This window comes from Saccharopolyspora sp. ID03-671 (genome assembly GCF_045278815.1).
GTDB lineage: Bacteria > Actinomycetota > Actinomycetes > Mycobacteriales > Pseudonocardiaceae > Saccharopolyspora > Saccharopolyspora ipomoeae.
The window spans coordinates 1,775,369-1,793,103 of record NZ_CP134054.1 but is presented as its reverse complement, the minus strand read 5'-3'; the positions used below and the strand labels follow the sequence as shown (position 1 = coordinate 1,793,103).

19 protein-coding genes and 1 pseudogene are annotated in these 17,735 nt (G+C 68.8%); 15 read left to right on the top strand and 5 right to left on the bottom strand.

The window, feature by feature from the left end; genetic code table 11:
- Positions 1–555: 555 nt before the first annotated feature.
- From REH65_RS08410 to REH65_RS08390, 5 genes are all read left to right on the top strand, one after another.
- The gene (locus REH65_RS08410) at positions 556–1,656 is read left to right on the top strand and encodes a 3-deoxy-7-phosphoheptulonate synthase (RefSeq protein WP_406691999.1); all 1,101 of its coding nucleotides are present in this window, start codon (positions 556–558) and stop codon (positions 1,654–1,656) included.
- A gap of 39 nt (positions 1,657–1,695) precedes the next feature.
- Positions 1,696–1,968, top strand: coding sequence for a hypothetical protein (locus tag REH65_RS08405; protein WP_406691998.1), 273 nt, complete (start codon positions 1,696–1,698; stop codon positions 1,966–1,968).
- Complete coding sequence (locus REH65_RS08400; protein WP_406691997.1) at positions 1,961–2,239, top strand: SH3-like domain-containing protein; 279 nt, start codon at positions 1,961–1,963, stop codon at positions 2,237–2,239. The genes REH65_RS08405 and REH65_RS08400 overlap by 8 nt, the downstream gene beginning before the upstream one ends.
- Entirely contained in the window at positions 2,236–2,826 is a 591-nt protein-coding gene (locus tag REH65_RS08395; RefSeq protein WP_406691996.1) for a nitrile hydratase subunit alpha, read from the top strand. Before REH65_RS08400 ends, REH65_RS08395 begins: the two co-directional genes overlap by 4 nt.
- A 72-nt stretch (positions 2,827–2,898) precedes the next feature.
- Positions 2,899–3,933 (top strand): zinc-dependent alcohol dehydrogenase family protein, encoded by a 1,035-nt coding sequence (locus tag REH65_RS08390; RefSeq protein WP_406691995.1) that lies wholly within the window; start codon positions 2,899–2,901, stop codon positions 3,931–3,933.
- 4 nt (positions 3,934–3,937) lie between these two features.
- Here REH65_RS08390 and REH65_RS08385 read toward each other — a convergent pair whose 3' ends face one another.
- Positions 3,938–5,161 carry a cation:proton antiporter gene (locus tag REH65_RS08385; protein ID WP_406691994.1) on the bottom strand — a complete coding sequence of 408 codons (1,224 nt, stop codon included), beginning with the start codon at positions 5,159–5,161 and terminating at the stop codon, positions 3,938–3,940.
- A 279-nt stretch (positions 5,162–5,440) separates the two neighbouring features.
- Here REH65_RS08385 and REH65_RS08380 point away from each other — a divergent pair, with 279 nt between their 5' ends.
- Genes REH65_RS08380 through REH65_RS08360 form a run of 5 tightly spaced genes read left to right on the top strand, consistent with a single transcriptional unit; the run spans position 5,441 to position 10,076 of the window.
- The gene (locus REH65_RS08380; protein ID WP_406691993.1) at positions 5,441–6,328 is read left to right on the top strand and encodes a hypothetical protein; all 888 of its coding nucleotides are present in this window, start codon (positions 5,441–5,443) and stop codon (positions 6,326–6,328) included.
- Between the two features lie 28 nt (positions 6,329–6,356).
- Entirely contained in the window at positions 6,357–7,916 is a 1,560-nt protein-coding gene (locus tag REH65_RS08375; RefSeq protein ID WP_406691992.1) for a hypothetical protein, read from the top strand.
- Between the two features lie 4 nt (positions 7,917–7,920).
- Positions 7,921–8,292 (top strand): DUF5955 family protein, encoded by a 372-nt coding sequence (locus REH65_RS08370; protein ID WP_406691991.1) that lies wholly within the window; start codon positions 7,921–7,923, stop codon positions 8,290–8,292.
- Positions 8,293–8,311: 19 nt separating this feature from the next.
- Positions 8,312–9,793 carry a serine/threonine protein kinase gene (locus REH65_RS08365; protein ID WP_406691990.1) on the top strand — a complete coding sequence of 494 codons (1,482 nt, stop codon included), beginning with the start codon at positions 8,312–8,314 and terminating at the stop codon, positions 9,791–9,793.
- Positions 9,794–9,812: 19 nt separating this feature from the next.
- A complete protein-coding gene (locus REH65_RS08360; RefSeq protein WP_406691989.1) occupies positions 9,813–10,076 on the top strand; it encodes a zinc ribbon domain-containing protein in 264 nt (87 codons plus the stop codon).
- A 40-nt stretch (positions 10,077–10,116) separates the two neighbouring features.
- Here REH65_RS08360 and REH65_RS08355 read toward each other — a convergent pair whose 3' ends face one another.
- On the bottom strand, positions 10,117–10,458 hold the full coding sequence (locus REH65_RS08355) for a hypothetical protein (protein WP_406691988.1): 342 nt from the start codon (positions 10,456–10,458) through the stop codon (positions 10,117–10,119).
- Positions 10,459–10,641: 183 nt separating this feature from the next.
- On the opposite strand from REH65_RS08355, the gene REH65_RS08350 reads away from it, so the two are divergent.
- Together REH65_RS08350 and REH65_RS08345 are read left to right on the top strand one after the other, a co-directional pair.
- Positions 10,642–11,517: a Scr1 family TA system antitoxin-like transcriptional regulator gene (locus REH65_RS08350; RefSeq protein ID WP_406691987.1), complete on the top strand. Its 876-nt coding sequence runs from the start codon at positions 10,642–10,644 to the stop codon at positions 11,515–11,517.
- Between the two features lie 20 nt (positions 11,518–11,537).
- Positions 11,538–11,930: a DUF397 domain-containing protein gene (locus REH65_RS08345; RefSeq protein ID WP_406691986.1), complete on the top strand. Its 393-nt coding sequence runs from the start codon at positions 11,538–11,540 to the stop codon at positions 11,928–11,930.
- Positions 11,931–11,991: 61 nt separating this feature from the next.
- Here the strand turns inward: REH65_RS08345 and REH65_RS08340 are convergent.
- A pseudogene (locus REH65_RS08340) lies at positions 11,992–12,908 on the bottom strand (non-reducing end alpha-L-arabinofuranosidase family hydrolase).
- Here REH65_RS08340 and REH65_RS08335 point away from each other — a divergent pair.
- Positions 12,883–13,038, top strand: a complete 156-nt coding sequence (locus tag REH65_RS08335; RefSeq protein WP_406693302.1) for a hypothetical protein — start codon at positions 12,883–12,885, stop codon at positions 13,036–13,038. The pseudogene REH65_RS08340 and the gene REH65_RS08335 overlap by 26 nt on opposite strands.
- A 109-nt stretch (positions 13,039–13,147) precedes the next feature.
- Here REH65_RS08335 and REH65_RS08330 read toward each other — a convergent pair whose 3' ends face one another.
- The gene (locus REH65_RS08330) at positions 13,148–14,179 is read right to left on the bottom strand and encodes an endo-1,4-beta-xylanase (protein WP_406691985.1); all 1,032 of its coding nucleotides are present in this window, start codon (positions 14,177–14,179) and stop codon (positions 13,148–13,150) included.
- A 900-nt stretch (positions 14,180–15,079) separates the two neighbouring features.
- Between REH65_RS08330 and REH65_RS08325 the strand changes: the two genes are divergently transcribed.
- Positions 15,080–15,952, top strand: coding sequence for a DUF3592 domain-containing protein (locus tag REH65_RS08325; RefSeq protein ID WP_406691984.1), 873 nt, complete (start codon positions 15,080–15,082; stop codon positions 15,950–15,952).
- Between the two features lies 1 nt (position 15,953).
- A complete protein-coding gene (locus REH65_RS08320; protein ID WP_406691983.1) occupies positions 15,954–16,388 on the top strand; it encodes a DUF3592 domain-containing protein in 435 nt (144 codons plus the stop codon).
- A gap of 3 nt (positions 16,389–16,391) precedes the next feature.
- Here REH65_RS08320 and REH65_RS08315 read toward each other — a convergent pair whose 3' ends face one another.
- Positions 16,392–17,615 (bottom strand): acyl-CoA dehydrogenase family protein, encoded by a 1,224-nt coding sequence (locus tag REH65_RS08315; protein ID WP_406691982.1) that lies wholly within the window; start codon positions 17,613–17,615, stop codon positions 16,392–16,394.
- Positions 17,616–17,735 lie beyond the last annotated feature (120 nt).

The window sequence follows — 17,735 nt, the reverse complement described above, 5'->3', positions numbered from 1 at the left end:
AGCCTCCCGAGTACCCGCGTGCGGAAGGCGACGCCCGGGCGCCGGAGCGCCGGTCGAGACCTGTCCACAATGGTCGATTGCTCCACGGGCGCACGGGCGTTCCGCATCGCCCGTGCCGGATCTGGCGCGAAGCACGTCAGCACCCTAAGTCCGGAACAACTAGGGAAATGCCGGATTCTCGCTGGAGATCAACACCGCCCCTGTGAACGCCGCCCGCCCGGGAAGGCGTCCGCGCGTTGTGGATGCTCTCCGGCGGTTCCGTGCGCTGCGCGAACGAGTCCCACGAGTCCTGTGTGGATTCCCAGTTCGGTGGTTCGTGAACGACAACTGAAGAGGCGCAAGGCTTGTCGTCGACGCGAATCCGCCGGTTGCGACGGGTGCTACGGTCCTGGAGCGGTAGCAACGCGGCTGTCGTTGTGGTTCGGCCGGTCACCCCGAGACGAGCCGGCCTGCGGAGCTTCGCTCGCCGCACGCTGACGTCCCACCTCGCGCCGGATCGAGAGAGACCGGCCCGAGAACGCTGCGGCGGGCCGGTCACCGAAAGGACTCCCCGCCATGACTTTGACCGCAGGGCCTGCGGACATCACCCCGGATCTGGACGATCAGCGGGTCACCGCCGTGAACCCGCTGATCTCACCCGCGCTGCTGCGCCACGAGCACCCGATGCCGCCGGACGTGGCCAAGACCGTCGCGCACGGCCGCGCCGCCACCGCCGACGTCCTGGCGGGCCGGGACGACCGCGTGCTGGTGGTGGTCGGCCCCTGCTCGGTCCACGACCCCGAGGTCGCCCTGGACTACGCCCGGAGGCTCGCGCGCAAGGCCGACGAGATCCGCGACGAGGTGCACGTCGTGATGCGCGTCTACTTCGAGAAGCCGCGCACCGCGCTGGGCTGGAAGGGCCTGATCAACGACCCGGACCTGGACGGCAGCTTCGCCGTCAACAAGGGCCTGCGCACCGCCCGCAAGCTGCTCCTGGACATCGGTGCCCTCGGCCTGCCGGTGGGCTGCGAGTTCCTCGACCCGATCCTGCCGCAGTTCATCGCCGACGCGGTCAGCTGGGGCTCCGTCGGCGCACGAACCGCCGCCAGCCAGGTGCACCGCCAGCTCTGCAGCGCCCTGTCGATGCCGGTCGGCATCAAGAACTCCACCGAAGGCGACGTGCAGGTCGCCGTCGACGCCACCCGCGCGGCCGCGGCGAGCCACGTGTTCACCGGCATCACCCCCGACGGCGTCGCGGCCCTGCTCACGACCACCGGCAACGACGACTGCCACGTCATCCTCCGCGGCAGCACCACCGGCCCCAACCACGACCCGGACGCGGTCGCCGACACCCTCGCCCGCCTGCGCAAAGCCGACCTGCCGGAACGCGTCCTGGTGGATTGCAGCCACGGCAACAGCGGCAAGGACCACCACCGCCAAGCCGAGGTCGCCACCGAGCTCGCGGATCGGATCGCCGACGGCGAACCCGGTCTCGTCGGCCTGATGCTGGAGAGCTTCCTGACCGAGGGTCGCCAGGACCTCGTCCTCGGCCGAGCCCACGACCTCACCTACGGCCAGAGCATCACCGACCCCTGCCTCAACTGGCCCACCACGGAATCCCTCCTCACGACCCTCGCCACAGCGGTCCGAACCCGCCGCGGCCAGATCCGCCGCTGAACCGGTGCGGGAGGCGGTTCGCGGGGATAGCGTCGGGGTGTGAGCAGAGTCAACGACGTCGGCGGGCAGCAGGGGTTCGGTGCGGTCGGCCCGGACGTGGACGAGGCCCCGGTCTTCCACGCGGACTGGGAGGCGCGCGTGTTCGCGCTGCAGCGGGTTCTGCTGGCGCGCGGTGCCTACAACCTCGACGAGTTCCGCGACGCGGTCGAGCGGATGCCGCCCCAGGACTACCTGACCTCCTCGTACTACGAGCGCTGGCTGGCAGGCATCGAAACGCTGCTGGTGGAGAAGGGGCTGCTGGACCGTGAGTGAACCGCGATTCGCCCCCGGCAGCCGGGTCCGCGCCGCACCGGTCGACCCGCCGCACCACACCCGCGTTCCGAGGTACGTGCGGGGCCGCGTGGGTGAGGTCGTCGAGTGCCAGGGCGCTTACCCGCTTCCCGACGACCGGGCGCGGCAGCTCCCGGACTCCCGAGTCGAACCGGTCTACACGGTCCGGTTCGCCGCCCGCGACCTGTGGGGCGACGGTGCGCACGACGTCACGGTCGACCTGTGGGAGTCCTACCTGACGGAGGAAACATGAGCGGTGATCACGCGAGCCTGCCCGTCGCGGCACGGGTGCGCAGGCTGGAGGAGCGGCTGATCGAAGCCGGTCTGACCACCGACGCCGAACTGGACTCGGCGGTCGCGAACTTCCTCGACAACGCGTCCCCGACCAACGGTGCCCGCGTCGTGGCGCGCGCCTGGACCGACGACGGGTTCCGCGCTCGCCTGCTCGCCGACGCCAACTCCGCGCTGCACGAGCTCGGGCTGTCGATGGGAGGTGGGCTGCAGGACCAGCGGCTCAAGGTCGTCGAGAACACTCCCACCAGCCACAACGTCATCGTCTGCACCCTGTGCTCCTGCTACCCGCTGGCGCTGCTCGGGCCGTCGCCGAGCTGGTACAAGTACGAGGCCTACCGCTCGGGCGTGGTCCGCGATCCGCGAGGCGTCCTCGCCGAGTTCGGCCTGCACCTCGACCAGGACGTGAACATCACCGTTTGGGATTCGAGCGCCGAGACCCGCTACATGGTCCTCCCGCGCCGCCCCGACGGCACCGAGGACCGCGGCGAGGCGCAGCTCGCCGAGCTCGTCACCCGCGAAGGGCTGATCGGCACCGCCGCCGTGTGACGACCTGGGACCTCGGCGCCGCTGGTCCGCGGTTACAGTCGCCCGACGTCGTCGGTGTCCTGGGAGTGAGCAGTGCGAGCAGTCGTCTTCGATGCGATCGGTGCCGAGCCGGAGGTCCGCGAGGTCCCCGAGCCGACCGCCCCCGACGGCGGAGTCGTCGTCCGGGTGCACGCGACTGGCCTGTGCCGCAGCGACTGGCACGCCTGGGCGGGCCACGACGACATCGCCCTCCCGCACGTGCCCGGTCACGAGCTGGCCGGTGTGATCAGCGCCGTCGGCTCGGGCGTGGCGAACTTCGCGGTCGGTGACCGGGTGACGGTCCCGTTCGTCTGCGGCTGCGGTCGCTGCGAGTGGTGCCGCAGCGGCAACGCCCAGGTGTGCCCCGACCAGCAACAACCCGGCTTCACCACATGGGGCTCGTTCGCCGAGGAGGTCGCCCTGCACGCCGCCGACACGAACCTCGTCGCCATCCCCGACGGCGTCGGGTTCGAGGCCGCGGCCGGACTCGGTTGCCGCTTCGCCACCGCCTACCGGGGCCTGGTCGGCCGCGCCCGGCTGGCCGAGGGGGAGTGGGTCGCGGTGATCGGTGCGGGAGGCGTCGGCCTGAGCACGGTCATGATCGCCAAGGCGCTCGGCGCCCACGTCGTCGCCATCGACCGCAACCCGGGAGCCCTCGCGGTCGCCCGCGCCCTCGGCGCCGACCACACCGTCGGAGCCGGAACCGACACCCCCGCCGCCGTCCACGACCTGACCTCCGGCGGCGCCCACGTCGCCGTCGACGCGGTTGGCAGCGAGCGGACCAGCTCGGATGCGATCTTCAGCCTCCGCCGCCGAGGCCGCCACGTGCAGATCGGCCTCCTCCCACCGGTCGACGGCCACCCGCGCATCCCGATGTCCCGGGTCATCGCCTGGGAACTCGACCTCCTCGGCAGCCACGGCATGCCGGCCACCGACTACCCGGGCATGCTCGCCCTGATCGACCAGGGCCACCTCGCCCCGCAAGCCCTCATCGAACGCACCATCGGCCTCACCGAAGCAGCCACCCTGCTCCCCACCTTCGACCAAGCCGCGGTCGCAGGAATGACCATGATCAACCCCGCGCTGTGAGGGGTCATGGGTTGACCTGGTCCGTCGGCGTGGGGCTGCTGCGGGAGATGTGGGTGGCGATGAGGGGGAAGAGGAGGACCGTCACCGCTCCTGCGCAGACCATGACCGAGGCTGTTGTGCCGGTGATGAGCCGGGAGGACGCGGCGATCTGGGTGACCGCGACGATGATCGGCAGGCCGGTGGCCGCGTAGAGGCCGAGCGCCATCTGGTCGCGGGTGCCGGTGATGCCGGAGCGGGTCGTGGTCCACGCTTCGCGCAGGAACACCGGCAGGCCGCGCACGAGCAGGATCACCGCGATGAACCCGAGCAGCAGCGGCCACTGCGAAGCGACCGCGGCGATGTCGATGGCCATCCCGCTCGTCACGAAGAACACCGGGATGAGCAGGCTGAACCCGACGATCTCGATCTTGTGCGAGATCTCCTCCGCGTGGCGCTGGGCGACCGCCTGCAGCACCGCGTTCGACAGCAGACCGGCGGAGAACGCGCCCAGAGCGACGTCGAGTTCGAGCACGGCCGTCAGCAGCATCAACGTCACCAGCACGAGAACGGTGATGCGCAACGTGGTCTGCATCGTCGTGTTCGACGCACCCATGACGGCTCGGCCGAGCAGCGGCAACCTGCGCAGGATGCGGGCGGGGAGCGCGACCACGATCACCGCCGCGGCGGCGAACGCGAGCAGCACGACGGCGGCCTGCCACGTCCCGCGCGTGGACAGCAGCACCGACATCGCCACGATGGGCAGCAGCTCGCCGTAGGCGCCGTGGGTCATGATCGCCCGCCCCAGCGGAGTGCCCATTGCGCCGGAGTCCTTCAAGATCGGAAGCAGCGTGCCCAGCGCCGTCGACGTCGAGGCGATCGCGATGACGACCGCCACCTGCACCTGACCGCCGGTCAGCAGCAGTCCCGCACCGACGCCGAGAACGGCGCACACCAGCCAGGTCAGCGCCGCGTGCCTGCCCTGCGCCCCGTGCATGTCGGCGACCCGGACCTCGAACCCGGCCAGCAGGAACAACAACCCCAGCCCGAGCTCGCGCAGGAACCCCACGGCGTCGGTCTCGCTCGCCAACCCGAGCGCGTGCGGCCCGATCAGAGCCCCGAACACCAGCAACCACACCACATCCGGCACCACCCGCCGGGTGACGAGCGCGAACACCGGCCCCACCGCCGCGGCCAGCGCGATCCACCACACCGACAGGAGATCCGCCACCAGCCCGTGCCCAGCACCCATGTTGACCAACGCTAACCGCACCCGGACCGGAACGCCGGGTCGACGAGCCGTGGACGTCCAGCGAGCGGCGACACGTGGAGCGTCGCGCGGTCGTTCCGGGGCTGTGACGACCGGGTGAGAACGCGCCGCACCGCCCGGAAAACGGTTGCGCCAACCGGGCGAAAAGTTCCGGAACGGGTTCGTCGTCCCCCTCGTCCCACTACGGTTCGTTCTGCTCGACGGTGGCTCCGGGCGATCCCGCTCGTCACAGTGCCGTCGCGCACCAGGTGGGGAGGCAGGGTGGCTGAGACGACGACCGGCGATCGGCCGATGCCCGCCGTGCTGGCGCTGGCCGAGTTGGGCGAGCTGTTCAGCTCCGGGGACGGCGCGAGCCACCTCATCGAGGACCGGCCCGGCTGGTCGGCGAAGCTCTACGACGAACCCGGTGACCGCGCCGAAGCCGACCGCCTCGACGAACTCGTCGCCTTGCCCGCAGCCCTTCCGGCGGAGGACGTCGCGACGCTGCGCCGCCACACCTGCTGGCCGGTCGCGCGCATCACGACTCCCGAGAACCCGGCTCGCGGGTGCGTGATCCCGGAGATCCCCGAACCGCTCGCACCGCTCCGGGGCGGGCGCGCGACGCGGGCCCAACGCCTGGGCGCGTGCCGGGAACTCGTGGCGGTGGCCGAGATCCTCGAACGCCACCACCTGGTCCACCCGGACTGGTCGGAGGACACCGCTCGGTGGGGTCAGGACACCTCGGTGCTCGTCCTCGACGTCGACAGGTGCGCGCGCGGCGCGGTGCCGAACGCGCGCCGGGACGGCCGGGACGACCCGCTCGCCCCGGCCGCGACGGACGCCGACAACGCCACCGACCGCTTCCGCGTGGCGCTGCTCGTCGCGCGCGTCCTCACCGGGAGCACCGAAAGGGCCGCTGTCGCCCACGACCTGGCCGACTCCGACGGCTTCGGCAACCGGGGGCTCCGCGAAATCCTGCTCGACGCGCTGCTCAGCACCGACCGCGAGCAACGGCCTTCGATGGCGGAGCTCAGCTCGGTCCTGGCGGGCGAGGTCTACTCCGGACGCGACTCGTTCACCGCGCGCGGTCCGCTGCCCGCCCGCACCGCGGCCGCCGCGACCGCGCCGGGAACCGAAGCCGAACCGATCTCCGTCGAATACCTCGACTGACCACGATGCGCTGGAAGCGGTGGGACCGATGAAGTGCCACTACTGCGGTGTCGACCACGCCGACGAACTCGTGCGGTGCCCGGAGTGCGGCCGGGACCGGGTCCCGGCCAACTCCGAGACGGTGCCGCCGACCCGGGTCGTGCCGGGAACGGGGTTCAACCGCGACGCGACGCGCTACCTGTGCGCGGCGTTGCAGATGAACGCGAGCCTGAACCACCAGGCGCACAAGAAGATCCTCAAAGCGCACTACCGCGCGATCGCGTCCTCGCCCGGGGTCGATCTCGTCACCGTCCTCAAGTACGGGGTGGCCGCGCGGTCCAGGCAGATGATCCGCGACGTGGTTCTGGTGGCGCTGCTGGTGATCGGTCTCGTGCTCCTCGCGAGTCCCGAATCCGAGTGGGTGCTGCTGGCGTTGTTCTCCGGATGGGCCGTGCTGCTGGTCGAAACGCTGTCCACCCAGTACGGAGTTCTGGCCAAGCGCCTGCGGCGCGACGTGTTCGACCCCGCGCTCGCGCCCGCACCCGGCAGCGGTGCGATCCGGGCCCGGCTGGACGCCATCGAGCTCCAGAACCGGGGGAACGTCACGGTTTCCGCGCAGTACGGCCCGTTCTCCGGTTACGGCGACTCGTTCGGGAACTGGTCGTTCACCCTGAACGTGGCGAAACCGGCCGAGGGCTGCACCGACGTCATCGACTTCACGACCGGCGAGCTGCGGGACCACATCGCCGACGCCGTCCGCGAGATCGGGCTGCCGGGACTGGTGGTCGAGGACCGGGTCTTCGTCAGCGGCCTGGACCTGCTGCACGGCCTCGATCCGGCGGTCAAGCGCGCCGTGCTGCCGAACGAGCTCGCCGCCCCGGCGGCTCGGGTCGACGAGGACGTGATCGCCCGGATGCGCGAGGACGCCACCAGCAGGGCGCGCCCGTACCTGGTGATCCGCGTGGGCGGGTGGAGCGGTGATCTCGTGGTGACGCTGTTCCTGCGGTTCTCGCTGCTGCCGCGCGGGGATCAGCTGCACGTCGAGGCGAACTACTCCCTGCTGCGGCCGATCCACGATCGCTACCAGCAGGTGGACCGCCTGCTGGACGCGCCGACGCCGCTGCAGCTCGCCAGGGCGACCCGTTCGTGCCTGCTGCGGTTCGTGCCGGTCGCGTTCGGGGCGGTGGCGCGGTTGTCCTCGGTCGTGCTCGCACCGCTGGAGGACGCGCTCGGGCGGATGCGGGAGGCCCGTGCCATCAAGCACGGCCGCAGCTTCAACTACGGCGCTGAGATCTGCCTGCGCGAGCTGGCCGCCGAGAAGTGGTACCACCGCTACTTCCAGGCCCTGGACAAGGAGATGTACTCCAAGGTCGTCGAGCGGCGCGTGGTCGACGCGCTGGAGGAGTTCCTGGACGAGCGCGACATCGACACCCGGGACCTGCGGGAACGGCAGACCACCATCCTCAACAACGGTGTCTACGTGTCCGGGCAGGGCAGTCTGACCGCGGGAAGTCTCGCCGTGGGCACCAATCCGATCGCGAAGGTCGTGTCGCGAGCGGGAAGCACCTTCACCCGGCCCCGTTCGGCGCCGGCGGGCAGAGGGAAGTGATCGCATGGCGGAGAACCACGGGATCAACATCAGCGGATCGGGTCAGCTCAACGCCGACGCGGTCGCCGCGGGGCCGCACGCGCGGGCCGTCTCCTACGGCAACTCCCGCGAGCTGCGGGAGTTGCGGGAGCAGATCCAGCAGCTGCGCGCGGAACTGCGGCGCGCCGTCGACGACGGCGAACTCGATGACGGCGAACTCGCTGACGGTGCTGTGCGCGAGGCCGACGAGCTGGTCGCTGCCGCGGAGGAGGACGCGCCCGACAGGGGCAGGATCTCGCGGCTGCTGGCCGGAATCTCGTCCTCGGCCGGGCACGTCGGTGAGCTGGCGACCGCGGTGACGAACGTCGAGGGTGCCGTGAGCGCCTTCTTCGGCTGATCGGGGAGGGCACGTCGGGATGGCACAACCGCAGGAAGGCGACCTCGTCGGCGGGCGCTACCGACTGCTGCGCGCGTCCGGGGCTCGATGGCGAGCCCGCGACGAGGACAGCGGCGAGCAGGTGACCCTGGAACGGACCCGGGTGTCCTCGGCGCAGGACGCCGCCGACCGGGTCGCCGCGTTCGACCGGCGGCGCACCGAGCACGCCCGTCGACGGGCCGCCGCGCAGCGCTCCAGCGCGAACCTCGTCCTCGCCGACGCGCTGGTCGCCGACCAGGACGTGCTGTGGTCGGTGACCAGCCTGGTGGAGGGCCGCACCCTCGAAGAGGACGTCGCCGCGTACGGGCCGGTGCCCGAGGCGACCGCGACACCGATCGCCGAGGACCTGCTGCGCGCGTTGGCGGTCGCGCACCGCGAGGGCATCGCTCACGGGGGAGTGTCGCCGCAGGTCGTCCGGCTGACAGGCGTCGGCGAGGCCGTGCTCACCGGTTTCGACACGCCCCTCGGCGATCCGGCCTACCGCGCGCCTGAGCACGACGAGGAAGCGCCGACCGCGGCCGGGGACGTGCACGCGCTGGGCGCGACCCTCCAGCACGCGCTCACGGGCGGGCCGCCGGGCCAAGCCGACGACGCTCCCGCGTCCCCTGGCGAACTCGGCAGGTTGATCGCGCGGATGCGCGGAGCCGATCCGGCTGGGCGTCCCAGCGCGGCCGAGGCGCTGCGGTTGCTGCAGGCGCCCGCCGCCGAACCTCCCGCGACGATCGCGGAACCGACCGAGACGACCCCGTACCGGGTCCTGCCGGTGGTCGGGGTGCTGGTGGCGATCGGGCTGCTGCTGGTGTCGATCATCGGTATCAGCCAGGTCGACACCTCCGACGACTCGGCGTCGGATTCCGACGAGGCCTCCACGACCACCTCGTCCTACGACAGCACCTCGTCCTACGACTGGGACGAGAGCGACAGCTACGAGTACGACAGCACCGAGACCACGACCTCGACGACCGACTCGACCGAGGAGGCGTTCGAGGACGTCGAGGAGGGCAGCTGCCTGCCGGTCTACCAGGACGGCGAGGGCGAGTGGAACACCTCGACGCCGCCGGACGCCGTGCCCTGCAACGACAAGACCGCCGGCGTGTTCAAGGTGATCAGCACGTCGCTGGACAGCTCGGAGTGCACCAGCGGCTCCTCGGACTACGTCCCGTGGAGCTACACCGGAGATTCCGGGTACACCACGACGCTGTGCCTGGACCGGGTGTGGGTGCCGAGGTACTGCGTGCTGGCCGAGACCACGCCGGACGGCGGCGTGCAGATCGGGACGGCCACCGCCGTCGACTGCGACGAGACCGAGCTGCCCGGCCACTACAACACGGTCCTGGTCGTCTCCAGCGTCAAGAACGACCCGAACGCGTCGTGCGCGAGCAGCTCGTCCGACACCGCCCGCTACTTCTCCCTGCCGGCCGACGAGGGCGCATCGCTGGTGTGCTTGACCTTCCCGGCTTGACCTGCGGTTCCCGACGTCAGTGGACGGTGAAGCCGCCGTCGACGGGGAGGGCGGTTCCGGTGACGAAGCCGGCGCCGGGACTGCACAGCCACAGGACTGGGTCGCGGGCGATGTGATTCTCGGGATCCTCTGGCTGGTGACGAAGCCGAGAACCCGCGACTGCCCGGCGTGCGGCCGAACCATCAAGCGAGGGCAGATGACCTGCAAGAGCTGTGGCTACGACTTCGCCCAAGCCGCCCGATTCCTCCAGAGCGACAAGCAACGTCCGCCCGACCTGGCGTGAACCCGCTTCTTTGCCGCTCTTGGTGCTCGACGTTCTCGTTCTAGTCCTCGTCCTGGTCGGATTGGGTTGCTGCGTCGGGATTCACCCACACCAGGTGCTCGGTGAAGTTGTCGCCTGCGCGGAAGCCCAGCAGCGCTCGTTCCGGCGTCTCCAGGCTCATGCGGAGGCCGCCGTCGACGTCCACGACTTCGGCTCGGTCGTCGAAGGCGATTCCCCAGGCGACGATCTCGGCGTCGAGTCGGTCGCCGTACTCCTGCACGATCGCGAACACCTTAGGTGCGAAGTCCGCGACCAGGCCCTCGATCAGTTCGGTGAACCGGGCGCGGCTGCATATGGGGGTGAGGCCGGATTCGTCCGCTGAACTGTCGATCGCGCTGGTCATGGTTCCTCCGAGGAATGTTGATCGAGGTGAATCTGGTTCCAGCAATGGTGGCGAAAGGAAACTTGGTCATCAAGCTTTGATGGTGATGCCGTTTGGGTGATCATCGGGTTTACCCTTTGCTCGCGTTCGGAGTCCGTCACCCATCGGCCTTCGCCTGCCGCACTGACCAGGAGGACCACACCCATGTCGGCGACGGTTCGTACCGCCAGGAAACTGCTGCTCGGCCGCGAGCTCGCGCACATGATCGAGACCGCGGGCATCTCGCAGAGCGAGGCGGCGAAGCTCATCGAGACGAGCCAGTCGCGCATCGCCCTGCTCGTCAACGGCGGCGGCAGCATCTCGCCCGGTGACCTGGTGCTGCTCGCCGACAAGCTCGGCTTCGACGACGAGGGCTACAAGGAATCCCTCCGCGAACTCCGCCGCGACAACCACAAACGAGGCTTCTGGACCACAGGCCACAACCGCGCCTATTCCGAGGACTTGCGCCTGTTGGTGGACCTGGAAAAGCACGCCGACCAGATTCGCGCCGCACATGTCGAGGTGATCCCAGGCCTGCTGCAGTGCGAAGCCTATGTTCGGGCTCAGCACACGGAGATGTCCGGAGCGAGTGGTCTGTCCTTGGACGAACGGGTTGAAGCTCGGTTGGCGCGTCAGGAGGTTCTCGCGGGCTCCGAGGCGCCGATCGTTCAGTACGTGATCTCGGAGTCGTGCGTGCGGCGTACCTGGGGAGACGCCGATGTCATGCGCGAGCAGATGGACTTCCTGATCAAACTGTCGAAACGGCCGAACATCATGCTGCAGGTCATGCCCTTCGACCAACCAGTTGGCCAGCGGGTGCCCGTCGTGAATCCGTTCACCGTGATCCACGTTCCGTCGCCCGGTGCGGCGGGTTCGTTGAAGCTGGTCTACGTCGAAGGGGAGGGCGAGATCAGGTACCTCGACGACAAGAAGGCGGTCGCTGCGCACGAAGCAGCTTGGGCTCGCGTCTCGAACGCCGCGCTACGGTTTGAAGAGACCAGGAAGTTCCTGAAGTCGGTCTCGCAGGACTTCAGGAAGTGAGCTTGAAGAGGGGCCCGAGAATGACTACGGCACGACCGACTTTCACCGAGGAAGAATTCTTCAAGGCCACTGCCAGTATGCCCGACAAGGAATGCGTCCGCGTCGCTCGCCGGGATGGCTGGGTCGAGTTACGCGACGACAAGAAGCCCTTCGGCGCCACCGATGACCTGCGGATTCGCTTCACAGAGGAGCAGTTCGACGCCTTCCTGGTCGGCGTGCGTTCCGGGGACGTCGACGGCTTGTGCCTGGCGATGACGGCCCGCTCCGACGGGACCTACACCTTCCGCAGCACCATCACGCCGACCCCCGGTCCGGAGCTCGAATTCACCGAAGCCGAGGTCTCCGCGTTCCTCGACGGCATCGCCCGGGGCGAGTTCGACCGAGACGCCATGTCGCAACTGACCTCTGCATGAGGGACGTAGCCGGCGCGGGACGGCCCGGCGTCGTCGGCCGGGACGTCCCGCGGGGTGTGGGTCAGCAGTCTGAGTTGGTTTGGGTGGCTTTGCTGATCTTGTAGGGGAGGTCTTCGTAGGCGCCCTCGGCGGACGGGTCTTGGCCTTGGTAGACGAGTTCGAGGTTGCAGGGGTCGATGGTCATGGTCTGGTCGTTGGTGCTGCGGATCAGTTCGCCGTGGCTGATGTCCTTCGTCCAGGCGTTGCCGTCGTCGAAGGTGACGTTGTTGCTGCGGGCGAACGGGTTGTCCTCGGTGTCGGCCAGCGGTTTCCACTCGCCGTCGAGACCCTCGGCGGTGAACGACCGGTACCAGCGGCGGTTGTCGGAGCCGATGGCCTCCCACATCAGCAGGTAGGTGTTGGTGTCGCCGACGCGGTAGACGGCGCCGCCCTCGAAGAGGTTGTTGGCCGTGTCTTCCAGGACGATCTGGGTGTTGCCGAAACCGTTCGGGAAGTTCTGCAAGGTCGTTTCGGAGCGGTAGACGTGGCCGTTGTCGTCGGCTGAGAACAGGTAGCAGTTGGTGTCGTCGCAGGTGACGAAGAAGTCCAGCCAGAAACCGTCGCCGATGTTGTCCTGGACGACCTGGGGGACGGAATCCATGAAGTTCCTGGGCGCGGACCAGCTCGTCGGGTCTCCGGGGTCTTGGTGGTCGAGTACGACGGCAGACCGGTCTGGTAGACGAGGTACCACTCGTCGGTGGGCGCGAAGTAGAAGGCGTGGGGCGCCGCGCGGTAGCCGGGGCCGATGGCCGATGCGGTTTCCAGATCGACCTGCGGCGCGGTCGAGGCCTGGGACCAGTCGCGGAAGCTCGTGTGGGCCAGGCCCCAGTCGCCGTTCTCGACCCTGGTGAAGAACACGTGCCAGGTGCCCTCCTGATCCTGGACGACGGACGGGTCCTTGGCGGAGGCGGAGTTGAGGTTCTCCGCCGGCGAGATCACGGGTCCGGTGGACGACCACTCGAAACTGCTCGGCAACTGCGATGTCTCGGGCGCCGCTGATGCCGGACCGGCGAGCAGCACCGAACCCAGCGCGGCGACGGTCATCACGACGACGGGACGCGAGCGCTGACGACGTGCATGAACATGCATGGCAAGACTCCCTCGTGATTCGGCTGGAGGGCCAACCTGGGAGTTGGCCCTCCAGCCGGGAAAACGGGTGATGCGCAAGAACTGTCGGGCTACGCGCCCGCGCTGTTCAGGGCTTCGAGCACGGCGCCGTAGGCTTCCTTCTTCTGGTAGTTCCCGTCGAACAGCAGCGGGGTTTCCTCGGCGCGCCAGGAGTACGCGTCGGTGATGCCCCAAACCGTGATGCCCTTGCAGCGCTCGACCGCCAAGCAGGCTTCGGTGACCGTGCGATACGCGTCGGCCTGCGCGGTGCCCGAGCCACCGACGTCCAGCTCCGTGACGTGCACGTCGACGCCGAGGTCGGCGAAGCGCTGGAGGTTCTGCTGGTAGGTGCTCAGATCGGTGTCGGTGCTGAGGTGGGTCTGGAAGCCGACGCAGTCGATCGGCACCCCGCGAGCCTTGAAATCGGCGACCATGTCGTAGACGCCGTTGCTCTTCGCGTTGATGCCGTCGGTGTTGTAGTCGTTGTAGCAGAGCTGGGCGTTCGGGTCGGCGGCGTCGGCGGTGCGGAACGCTTCTTCGATGTAGCCGTCGCCGAGCTGCTGCTGGAAGTGGGAGTCGTCGCGGCGAGTGCCGTCCTCGTCGAACGCCTCGTTCACCACGTCCCAGGACGCGATCTGGCCCTGGTAGTGGCCGGCGACCCCGTTGATGTGATCGATCATCGCCTGGTTCAGCGCGTCCCCGGTGAGCTGTTGAACCCACGGCGCCAGCTGCGAGTGCCACACCAGCGTGTGACCGCGCACCTGCATCCCCTGGCTCTCGGCGTGACCGACGACCTGGTCACCGCCGCTGAAGTCGAACTGGCCCTGAGCCGGTTCGGTGGTCTCCCACTTCATGTTGTTCTCGGCGACGACGCTGTTGAACTCCTGGTTCAGCGTGTCCACGTACGGCTGCTCGCCGAAATAGCCGGGTTCGATCGCGGTTCCGAAGTACCGCCCGCTCTGGGCGGCCGAATCGCCCAGCGTCTCGGCGGCGTGGGCCGTACCGGTGAAGAGCCCGACGCCGCTGGTGGCGAGAACACCGGATGCCAACAGCGCCAACGCCGTCCGACTTCGGGGGCGTCGAACGCTCGAACTGTTCTTCACGAGAACTCCTTCTCTTGTTTTTCAGGGGAAATCTCTGCGGCGCTCACGGCGCGCGGAACATGCGGAATCGCTCGCGGGGGTCATCGCACTGCCTGAAAGCCGTTGCTGCGGAACGCGGAGCCGGCGTTCGTGACGGCCCGAGTCATCTCGTGGCGCGGTCGCCGAATCGGCAGCCCGTGAAGAACTGCCCATCGGTCAAGGCCGCGGCGGCACTCGCGGTCAGAACACTCCGGCGGGTGTGGGCACGACTGGGCCAGAACATGAGAACACCATCCCGGTGAAGCAAGGAAATGCCTGCTGACAAGGGGAGACCGCGCACAGCGACGCCCTGAACGGGGCGTTCGCGTGGTCGGACAGTGTTCGGGCCGTGTTGGTTTCGCATGTTACGGCCCCGCGTCCCGTTGTCAACGGCTCGTGACGCGGATCCGCCGCATGGGCGCGTTCTCGCTGCTCCGATCGTTGCTGGTTCCGGTGGTCGACCTGAAATTTCGAAACTTTCTGCCGCGAAACGGCTGAAATTTCCGCTTCACCAGCTGTTCCTGTTGACTCCGGCGCACTTCCGTGGGTTACTATCCTGAAAGTTTATAGATAGTTCCGAAAATTTCGGGCTCGTGTTGCTCGGTAATGTGCCTTCCGCTTCGACGATGAAGAGGGGAGTTCCGTGCCCATCCGCGCTGGTGCACGACGCTTTTCGCAGAACCTCTCGCCTCCGGCGGGTGGCGTCGACCACTGCCGAAAGTCGGCGCACCCCGGGTCTCGCGCGGACTGAGTCCCGAGCGGGTTCAGGGTTGCCGCAAAACGGGCGCAACCCCGCGCAGGTCTCGCACGTCCTGTTAGTGGATGCGCCGCGTTTGCCCTGGCTGCGAACGTGGTTCAGCCCGACGAGGGGAACGGTGCGGCATGACCGAAGTCGAACGCGTGAGGGCCTTGATCGACCGCCTGCCGGGCAAGGTCGGCATGGTGATGGCTCCGTTCTACCTCCTGGTGTTCGGGATCAGGGAGCTTTTCCTCGTCGCCCGCTTGCGGCGGCGCGGCCTGATCGCGGAAGGCGCGGTGGTGGACAACGTCCGCACCGGCGACTCGGCGTACGGGCCGGACCTGTCGCCGGTGATCGCCTTCACCGACCACGCGGGCAATCACGTCGAGTTCACGCCGGTAGCGCGAGGAAACGGCCTGGAACTGGCCACCGGCAGCACCGTCGAGGTGATCTACCTGCCCGAAGCGTCTCCGGACGCGCGGGTCAACACCGCCGCGCACCTCCTCGTTCCGGGGCTGTTGGCGGTCGTGGCCGGAGGGTTGGTCCTCGCGCTGGTCCTGACCCTCATCCTCGCGTTCGCGCCAGGCACCTACTCGGTGGGAACCGCGGTCGGCCGATGGCTGATGCCCGCGATCCTCCTGGTCGGCGGTGGCGGCATGGTCGCTGCGGGAATCCAGGAAGGTCGTGCGGTCACCCGGGTTCGCCGGCGAGGTCTGCGGACGCGGGGACGTGTGATCGACAGCGTGACCTCGGACAAGCGCACCTACTACGTCGTCGGCTTCACCGATCATCGCGGTCAGCCGGTGGAATTCACCCGGCCGGCCAGCACCCGCTGGCAGGCTCGCACGGGCCGAGCGGTCACCGTGATGTACCTGCCCGACCAGCCGACCCAGGCGCGAGTGGCTTCGCGTGCGTGGTGGGTGCCCGCGGCCGCCCTGCTCCTGGGAGGGACCGCCATGCTCATCACCGCGGTGGGTGTTGTCGTCTCCGCGATCAGCAACCCCGGCGGGATGTGACATGGCCGGGCAGAAGCGCGAGAAGAACGCGATGCAGCGAGTTCCCGGCAAAGCAGGCCTGGTCGTCGGCGGTGGCGCCGTCCTGGGCTGGGGGAGCGGGCAGATCGCCGCCGCGTGGCGGCTGCGGCGGAGCGGTCAGATCGCCGAGGGCACCGTCGTGCGCAACGTGCGCCTTGACGATTCGGAGTACGGGCCCAGTTGGGCCCCGGTCATCGCTTTCACCGACATCGCGGGCAACCGAGTCGAGTTCACGCCGCTGTCGCACGGCCCGGGCAAGGGCATGACCACGGGCGGGACGGTCGAGGTGATCTACCACCCGGGCGCGCCCCAAGAAGCGCAGGTCAACAGCTTCTCGCACCTGCTGCTGCCCGGTCTGATCGCCTGCATCGGCGGCGTGGGGTTCCTGGTGTTCGTCGCCTACCTACTGCTGGGCTGAGGTTCAGGCCAGCCCGAGCTGCTCGTTCGCGATGAGTCGGTAGGTGGGCTCCTTGAGCTGCGGATTGCGATGCCCGACGGCCTGGGCCAGGTCGCGAAACACTCGCTCGAACCGCTCGCCGCGCCGGGACGCCGAGGCTCCGACCGTGCGGTAGAGATCGCGGTCCACCGCCTCCCACGTCTGCACGACGAGCTCGCGCCCGATCCCGCCGAGCAGGTTGTCGGTGGCTGCCGAGAACGTCTCGGTGCCCGCGACGTTGGCGCGCGCCGCATCCATCCAGCGGTCGAGCGCGTGGAACAGCGCCGCTTCGGCGACCTGGAGCTTGACGAGCGCGCTGCCGTACCAGCGCAGGAAGTCGGGGTCCTCGGTGCGCGGCGCGAAAGGCGGTAAGGGAGTCTTGCGGACGCGCATGATGTTCTCGTACTCGTCGAGGGCGTTGTAGCCACCGCCGATGGTGAGCGCGGCGACGCCGATGCCGAACGAGGACATGTGACGCCCCGAGTACATGGGGTTGCCGTAAGCCAGCGAGCCCGGGCTGTGCCCGTCAAAGCCGTAATCGGCCAGGTTCACGTCCTCGACCATGAACCGCTCCGGGAGGAACGCGTCGTCGAACACGATGCTGTGCGAGCCGGAACCGTTGAGCCCCAGCATGTTTCCCCAATCGTCCAGACGCCGATACGCGTCCTTCGGCGCGACGTACAGACCGAGCCGCGGACTCCCGTCAGCGTTCGTGCCGGGCAGCACGCACTGCCCGATGAAGTGCGTGGAGTAGGGGATGCCCGAGCAGTAGTTGACCGTCCCGTCGAGCTTCCACCCACCATCAACCGGAGTCGCCCGGATCGTCGGCGCGTACATCGAAGCAGCGATCAACCGCCCGTCGTCGTACACCTCGTCGTGGATCTCCCGCGGAAACCAGTTCCCGAACATCAGCGCGTGGTTGGAGGACAGGCAGAAGCACCACGCCGTCGACATGTCCGCCCGCGCCAGCTCGATGACCACCCGGTAGAACGTCGCCAGGTCGACCTCAAGCCCGCCCTGCGCCTCGGGAATCAACATCCGGTAGAACCCGGCCTCCTGAAACCACCGATGAACCGCACCGTCGTAGAACGTGTCCCGCTCGACGCGCTCAGCACGCACGATGAGCTCGCCCCGCATGTCCCTGGCCGCCTGGACCAGCCCTTCGCGGACCTTCACCTGCTGGTCATCGACAGTGTTCAAGACGGTCATACGTGCCCCCCGATCCGGCGAAAGATGAACGGAATCCGCGTATACCTACTACCAGCAGTACCTCAGCTAACGGCACCCGCGAGGTCCTTGTCGTCGCTTACAGCAACGCGCCCTGGCAGA

Coding starts and splice junctions, on each gene's coding strand:
- REH65_RS08345 (WP_406691986.1), top strand. CDS start 11,538: ATGACTACGGCACGACCGACTTTCACCGAGGAAGAATTCTTCAAGGCC.
- REH65_RS08365 (WP_406691990.1), top strand. CDS start 8,312: ATGGCACAACCGCAGGAAGGCGACCTCGTCGGCGGGCGCTACCGACTG.
- REH65_RS08320 (WP_406691983.1), top strand. CDS start 15,954: ATGGCCGGGCAGAAGCGCGAGAAGAACGCGATGCAGCGAGTTCCCGGC.
- REH65_RS08385 (WP_406691994.1), bottom strand. CDS start 5,161: ATGGGTGCTGGGCACGGGCTGGTGGCGGATCTCCTGTCGGTGTGGTGG.
- REH65_RS08395 (WP_406691996.1), top strand. CDS start 2,236: ATGAGCGGTGATCACGCGAGCCTGCCCGTCGCGGCACGGGTGCGCAGG.
- REH65_RS08315 (WP_406691982.1), bottom strand. CDS start 17,615: ATGACCGTCTTGAACACTGTCGATGACCAGCAGGTGAAGGTCCGCGAA.
- REH65_RS08350 (WP_406691987.1), top strand. CDS start 10,642: ATGTCGGCGACGGTTCGTACCGCCAGGAAACTGCTGCTCGGCCGCGAG.
- REH65_RS08375 (WP_406691992.1), top strand. CDS start 6,357: ATGAAGTGCCACTACTGCGGTGTCGACCACGCCGACGAACTCGTGCGG.
- REH65_RS08355 (WP_406691988.1), bottom strand. CDS start 10,458: ATGACCAGCGCGATCGACAGTTCAGCGGACGAATCCGGCCTCACCCCC.
- REH65_RS08370 (WP_406691991.1), top strand. CDS start 7,921: ATGGCGGAGAACCACGGGATCAACATCAGCGGATCGGGTCAGCTCAAC.
- REH65_RS08325 (WP_406691984.1), top strand. CDS start 15,080: ATGACCGAAGTCGAACGCGTGAGGGCCTTGATCGACCGCCTGCCGGGC.
- REH65_RS08410 (WP_406691999.1), top strand. CDS start 556: ATGACTTTGACCGCAGGGCCTGCGGACATCACCCCGGATCTGGACGAT.